The sequence below is a fragment of the Pedobacter sp. BMA genome (genome assembly GCF_001027745.1).
GTDB lineage: Bacteria > Bacteroidota > Bacteroidia > Sphingobacteriales > Sphingobacteriaceae > Pedobacter.
Map to the genome: position 1 here is coordinate 436,104 of NZ_LECU01000007.1, position 6,676 is coordinate 442,779.

A 6,676-nucleotide genomic window follows, 5' to 3' on the forward strand; every position below is an offset into this window, starting at 1 on the left:
TCTAATAAGCCTGACTTCTTATAGCTTCAATCTCTTTTGTGGTGATGGCGAGATGTTTACCTAACATCCTGCTTGAATCTTCAGTGATCAGAAAATCGTCTTCGACCCTGATACCTGAAAAATCCCTGAATTTCTCCAGTCTATCGTAATTGATAAATTCTGTAAACTTATTTTCAGCTTTCCAGCGGTCAATTAATTCAGGAATGATATAAACTCCAGGCTCAACGGTTAAAACGTATCCGGTTTCCAGTGCTTTACCTAATCTTAAAGATTTTAATCCAAACTGACTTGTATTTTTAAGGAGTTCATCGGTATAACCTACATACTGTTCACCCATATCTTCCATATCATGCACATCCAGCCCCATCATATGCCCTGTTCCGCATTGAAAAAACATGGCATGAGCACCCTGCGCCACAGCATCTTCAATATTGCCTTTCATTAAACCGAGATCTTTTAGTCCCTGAGCAAGCGTTTTGCAAGATGTTAAATGAACATCAAGGTAGCGGACACCGGGAGCAAGTAGGTTCTTTGCATTTGTATAGGCCTCCAGAACAATGTCATAAACATCTTTTTGCTCCGAGGTAAATTGCTTGCCAACCGGAAATGTGCGCGTTAAGTCGCCTGCGTAACCCATTGCAGTTTCAACACCAGAATCATTCAGTACCATTTGCCCTTCACTGAGCTTGTTCCCGTAATAATGATTGTGCAAAATTTCTCCTCTTACAGTTAGTATGGCGGGGTAAGCCAGGTTACCTCCTGATGATAGAGCGGCCTCCTGTATTTTCGCGGCAAGTTCCCGCTCGTACATCCCTGGTCTGGCCGTTTTCATGATCATCAAATGCATATCTGCAGACAATGATGCTGCATGGTCTAACTCAGTAATCTCTTCAGCCGATTTTATAGATCTTTGTGCGACAACAGCTTTAATAAAAGCTATAGATGCAGCGTCTTTCAATTGATTAATGGATAAATTTAACCAGCTCGCCAGCTTGATTTTATTTTCCGGTCTGTATGGCGGTAAGAAGTGTATTGTATGATGTTTCTTCTGATACTGTGTCAGGTAGGCACCCAGGTTTTCCAAAGGCAATACCTGTTTTAATCCGGCATCCTCACTTTTCTCTTTAAGTGTTTTTTGGCGGCCCATCCATACAATGTCATCAATACCCATTTCATCGCCAAATAGAATGGTCTCATCGCCATCTAAATCAATTATTGCCGCCAAAGCAGGCTCACTTATACCAAAATAATAAAGAAAAGTACTGTCTTGCCTGAAGTGGTAAGTATTATCTTTATAATTCATCGGGCTATCTTCATTTCCAAGAAAAAGTAAGATTCCGGAATTTATCTTTGACTTTAAAGCTGCTCTGCGCTGAATGTAAACTTGTTTATCGAACATCATTTTTTGTGTTAGGCAAATATCCTGATTGCAACCATTAAGTTTGACTCCAAACCGTCAATGGCTAATATATGATAAGTATTTGCGAATTAAAGGTTATCGTAAGGTATAAAAATCGCAATTTATTTATGGTTGGACTACAGTTTATTGTAAAAATCAATCCACACAGACGCAGTCCGTTAAGTATTGCGATTTAATTCAAACCATCTTAGGCGGCTATATGTTATCATATAAAACGATAACGTTATGGCAACTAAGGAAAAAGAAAATACAGAAGGAAAAACGAGTGGCACATCCAAAGAAAAAGCTTCTTTTGACCAAAATGGAAAAGGGGCCTCGGAAAAGTATGGTCAGGCAGGCTCTACTCCAAATGAATCAGGAGAAGAAAACGGACCTGGGACAAAACATCAGGATAAAAAGTAAAACATAGGAATTCAAAAGATAAAAAGAGTATAGTACTCTTTTTATCTTTCGTAGATACTCATTTTTTCGGCTAATTCAATTATACTTTTAATTTTCAGTTTCTGGAACAAGCGAAGCTTATATGTACTGACTGTTCCCATTTGCAGGTTAAGTTGATTGGAAATTTCCAATACCCCGATTCCTTTTGTCAGCAACTCAGCTACCTCCAGCTCTCTTGAAGAAAGCTTCGTAAATGGATTATCGGCGTCATTACCCAAAATACTGTTAAACATATTTTCCTTTACGTTTCTGCTCGAGTACCTGCTTCCCGCAAGTATTGTGGTAATCGCCGTAACAATTTCCGACTCCTCTGCATTTTTCGTGAGGTACCCTGATGCGCCGGATTTAAGGTAAGGTACAGCATATATATTTTCATTAAGTGAAGAAAATACAAGAATCCTCGCATTTGGTTGTACCGCCTTCAATTGATCGATTACTTTGAGGTTATTGCCCCCCGGCAAGTTTACATCAATTACAATCAAGTTAGGAGACTTTTCAGCCTCTAAAAGTGCTTGTTCCATATTTGAGGCATGGAGTATTTGTACACCTGCCCAAAAGTCTGAGATCAAACTCTTTAAACCTCTGCGGATAATCTCATGATCATCGGCGATAAGAATTGAAAACGTCGCTACGGCGTTCTTTGCTTTCATTGTATTAGGAATATTTGGCAATTTAGTAAAAAGTTAGTTTATTATACGTAAATGTAGTTTATTTTTTGTCTTATTCTGTAAAGGTTATTATACATAACAAAGTTTTTATGCATTTAAAATACTCTTGGTGTTGCCAGCCGGATGTTTGGTTTAATAAATGAATAGGCAATCGAGATCTCATGTGTACCTCCGCTATAGCCCTGTAATGGACCAATAGAGAAATCATAACCATAACCAATCCTGATTTTCTCTGACGGGAAGATCTGTATCGCTGCAACAGCAGAGTTGCGTGGCGTCAGGTCTGCCTGGAGATAGCTCTTGTCGTACAGCTTTACACCCGTACGGTACGATCCACCTACCCAAAGAAATTCTTTAATCAGTAAAAAGGCATTTAAATCCAAACTCGTTGGCCCGCCCCTATCGTCTTTTAGCAGGAATGAGGGTTTGACCTGAAAGTTTTCATTAATCGGAAACAGTGCACCGCCTGTAAGGTAATAATGGGGCTTTGGTTGTGCGATGAAAGCATAACGATCGATGTTGATGTAAGTGGCAATCAGGTTATCAACAGAGAATCCAGCATAATACCTGTCGTTGGCAAAGTACACCCCTGCCCTTGCATCCGGTACAATGGTGCTTTGTACACCAACAGGCTGATAAGGTTCAGGATCGTTAGGGTTTAGTAGGGTTCCATCAATCCCCAGTTGCATCATTCCTACACCTAAACCAAGCGCTAAACGGGAACTCCCGTTATCGTTCATCCGTATCCGGTAGGAATAATTTCCATAGATACTCAGGTTGGTCTGCGCACCAAGTTTATCACTGGCAACCTGTAAAGCTAGTCCCACATTGCCACTGTTTGCAATGGCATCGACAGCAAGGGCCATACTTTTGGGTGCGCCGGTAATACCCGTCCACTGACTGCGGTAAAAGCTGTGCACATTCAGTACCTCTTTGTAACCTGCATAAGCCGGATTGATGTAAATCCCGTTGAACATATACTGACTATACTGCGCATCCTGTTGGGCAGATGCCGGCCTTAACATCAGTAAAAGTGGACTCAATACGAATAACAATAACTTCTTCATCACCTGATTAATTTTTGAATGCCCTGATTAAGGTTACGTAACCACTAAAAACCTTCCATTCAAAGCTTCCTGCTTTTCTCACCTTCACCAGGTAATAGTAGGTGCCTTCATTTAGTCCTTCGCCTGACCAATTATTGCGATAGTTCTTAGCATGATAAACCTGATTACCCCAACGGTTCACGATCGTTATCTCATTCTCTGCGAATTCCGTTAACCCCCTGATCTCAAAAGTATCGTTCCTTCCATCACCATTTGGTGTGAACAGATTTGGAATCAGTAACTCATCCCCCTTAATTGTCGCCCCATCGGCCAAGACATAGTTATTCCCCATAGAAGGATCAGGCTGATCGCCTTTAACAGTTGCAGAATTACTCAAAGGACCTGCAGCGAGGGTTCTTGATTTGAACGTGATGGTCGCAGTTTGATTCAGATCGAGACTGCCTACCATCCAAACCAGATCTCTTGTTACGGATGAATAACTGGTTGTTCCTGTACTTACGGTAATATCCTTAGGCGCATCTATAATTGTCGGCAATTTATCCGTCACACTTACGCCTGTCGCCCGGTTGGCTCCCTTATTTGTGACCGTTATTTTATAAGTCACATCGGAGCCTGTCATAATCTCTCCCGTAGTTATGAGTTCTTTCGTGATGACAAGATCTGCAGATTGATCTACATCTATTATTGCTTCCGGTTGGACAACCGCACCAGTAGGACTTACCATTAAAGCCACATTTTTGAGAATGTTGTAGCTATTCACATCTGGTGCTACTTTTGCATCGAAATATAAAACTGTACTGGAGTTTGCCTGCATGTTAATAGTCCACTTCAATGTGTTGTTGCTCACCGTTCCATAGCCTGAAACCGAACCGGCAACATAAGTTAACCCTGCCGGCAGTTCATCAGTTATGACAACGCTGTTTAGTGGAGACCCTCCTGTATTACGAACGGTGAGTGAGTAAGTAAGGATTTCGTTGGCCTGTGCCTTTCCATCATTATTGCCCTTTACATCAGCAACAGATTTACTTCCTTCAAGCTTCCCTTCGGTTGGAATGGAAACAGAAGGTTTTAGTACCGTAATGGCATTTCCCGGATCGGTTATGGTAGCAATATTTTCAATTGCCAGATTTCCCGAAGCAAGAACTGCATTTACCTGAACTTTGAAACTAACTGCCAGCTGTCCGTTGGCAGGAATGGTCAGGTTATTCCAATTTAAAACATTTCCCACCAATGTTGCGCCATCACCTGCACTTCCGGTTAAGTAAGTGGTGTTTGTAGGTATTGGGTCACTTATCTTCACTCCTGATCTTATGGTGCTACCATTGTTTTTAACTAAAATCGTGTAGGTCAATGTTTCACCAGCCTCGGCTATTCCGTTATTATTAGCGTCTGTTACGGTTTTAGAACTGATTAATTTCGAGATTTCGATAATTGTCGGATAATCATTATTCTCAGTTGTGCCTGAAACATCTGTCACTGTTGTTCCTGAAGGTGCTGTAGCTATAATTTTAGCGGTATTTCTTACCGTTCCAGTATTCTTTTCTGTTTGAGTAATGATGTAAACGGCTGTTGCTGTTGCTATCTCTCCCGGGGCAATAGTTGCCGGGGTGAATGAAACTGGTGACGATAGCTTAGCATCTGAGAATTGGAAATGATTAAGTGTTACATTACCTGTATTTTTAATGCTAAAAGTATAAGCAATGGTATTTCCATCGGCACTTAATACTCCTGTTTTCACAAGAGTAATTGCCGGCGCTTCCGGTATAAGGTATACCGTTGGATCGTTCGGTGCAAGCGTTGCCGGATCATCTGACAATCTCGACAATCTATTCGCTCCAGTTCCAAACGAAGCATTTACAGTTGCCTGGTTTACAAATTTCCCATAATCAATTTCAGGCTGAATAAGTGTATGTCGAGCGCTCACAATGGCGGTTTCTGCCGGATCAAGTTTGGCGATTAATGCAGGTCTGATACTTCCTGCATCCGCGCCAGGATCGGTTACCACAATATCTGTTAATGTGATGTTTCCGGTATTGGTTACAAGAATACTGTATTCAATCACCTTCACTACACCCGCACTATTGGCTATCATTTTGGTAAACCTGACTGAAGGATCGGGAACGATTTTCGTGATCGTGGCATCATTTAAGTCTGCTGTAGAAGGATCATCAGAAACTTTCGAAGTTGTATTGCCCTTGGAATCTTTTACTGATGCTTTCGCCTGATTGATGAACCCACCGGAGTTGACATCACTCTGGGTAACGGTATGTTTCGCGATGATGCTGGCGCTCTCACCAGGTGCAATAGCTGCTATGTTTGCCGGAATCAAACTTCCTGCATCTGCCTTATCATCAGAAATTTGAATATCGGCTAACGTTACATTCCCCGTATTTGTCAAAATCAACCGGTAGTTGATCACATCACCCGCTTTGTTTACCGTGTTAGTGGCAATTTTTGTAAAAGTATATGAAGGTGATAAAGATAAAGTTGCAACAGTAGGTATATCATTCGTTTCGGTAGTTCCCGAAACATCGGTTACATCCGCTCCCACTGGTGTTTTACCGTTTACACTGGCGGTGTTGGTATAACTTCCAGCATCTACATCGCCTTGTGTCAATGTGTGAGATGCAGTAAGTGTAATGCTTGCGCCCGGAGCTAAAGTAGAAACAGGAGAACCCGTAACCACGGCATTGACATCCGTAACCACCAGATTGGTTAAAGTTACATTACCTGTGTTTTTGACTACAAGGTTGTAATTCAATACCTCGCCTGCTTTATTAGGAACAGTTCCGCTAACAGTTTTCACTAAAGTCACAAAACCGGCCGGCGTAATCGTTGCCACTGTTGGCGTGTTATTAGCCTCCGTCGTTCCTGAAACATCAGTCACATCAGCTCCTGCAGTTGTCTTACCTGTAACGGTTGCGGTATTAGTATATGTTCCGGCATCAACATCGTCTTGCGTCAAAGTATGAACGGCAGTAAGCGTTATACTTGCGCCCGGAGCTAAGGTCGAAACCGGTGATCCAGTAACAATTGCGTTTGCATCAGTAACCATAAGATTGGTTAAAGTTACATTACCG

General features: G+C 41.7%; 5 protein-coding genes. 1 reads left to right on the plus strand and 4 read right to left on the minus strand.

Annotation, left to right across the window (positions count from 1 at the left end):
• Position 1: 1 nt before the first annotated feature.
• On the minus strand, positions 2 to 1,402 hold the full coding sequence (locus AB669_RS18160) for an aminopeptidase P family protein (RefSeq protein WP_231582710.1): 1,401 nt from the start codon (positions 1,400 to 1,402) through the stop codon (positions 2 to 4).
• A gap of 243 nt (positions 1,403 to 1,645) precedes the next feature.
• Here AB669_RS18160 and AB669_RS22220 point away from each other — a divergent pair, with 243 nt between their 5' ends.
• Positions 1,646 to 1,822: a hypothetical protein gene (locus AB669_RS22220; RefSeq protein ID WP_156166779.1), complete on the plus strand. Its 177-nt coding sequence runs from the start codon at positions 1,646 to 1,648 to the stop codon at positions 1,820 to 1,822.
• A gap of 41 nt (positions 1,823 to 1,863) precedes the next feature.
• Here the strand turns inward: AB669_RS22220 and AB669_RS18165 are convergent, their stop codons facing one another.
• From AB669_RS18165 to AB669_RS18175, 3 genes are all read right to left on the minus strand, one after another.
• The gene (locus tag AB669_RS18165) at positions 1,864 to 2,511 is read right to left on the minus strand and encodes a response regulator transcription factor (RefSeq protein WP_047800743.1); all 648 of its coding nucleotides are present in this window, start codon (positions 2,509 to 2,511) and stop codon (positions 1,864 to 1,866) included.
• 113 nt (positions 2,512 to 2,624) lie between these two features.
• The gene (locus AB669_RS18170) at positions 2,625 to 3,596 is read right to left on the minus strand and encodes a type IX secretion system membrane protein PorP/SprF (protein ID WP_047800744.1); all 972 of its coding nucleotides are present in this window, start codon (positions 3,594 to 3,596) and stop codon (positions 2,625 to 2,627) included.
• Positions 3,597 to 3,603: 7 nt separating this feature from the next.
• Positions 3,604 to 6,676, minus strand: a 3,073-nt coding sequence (locus AB669_RS18175; protein ID WP_197082434.1) for a gliding motility-associated C-terminal domain-containing protein, incomplete at its 5' end; no start/stop codon positions are given.

What these genes read in the sequence shown, in the direction of transcription:
- AB669_RS18160 (WP_231582710.1), bottom strand. Translation starts at nt 1,402, where the DNA reads ATGATGTTCGATAAACAAGTTTACATTCAGCGCAGAGCAGCTTTAAAG.
- AB669_RS22220 (WP_156166779.1), top strand. Translation starts at nt 1,646, where the DNA reads ATGGCAACTAAGGAAAAAGAAAATACAGAAGGAAAAACGAGTGGCACA.
- AB669_RS18170 (WP_047800744.1), bottom strand. Translation starts at nt 3,596, where the DNA reads ATGAAGAAGTTATTGTTATTCGTATTGAGTCCACTTTTACTGATGTTA.
- AB669_RS18165 (WP_047800743.1), bottom strand. Translation starts at nt 2,511, where the DNA reads ATGAAAGCAAAGAACGCCGTAGCGACGTTTTCAATTCTTATCGCCGAT.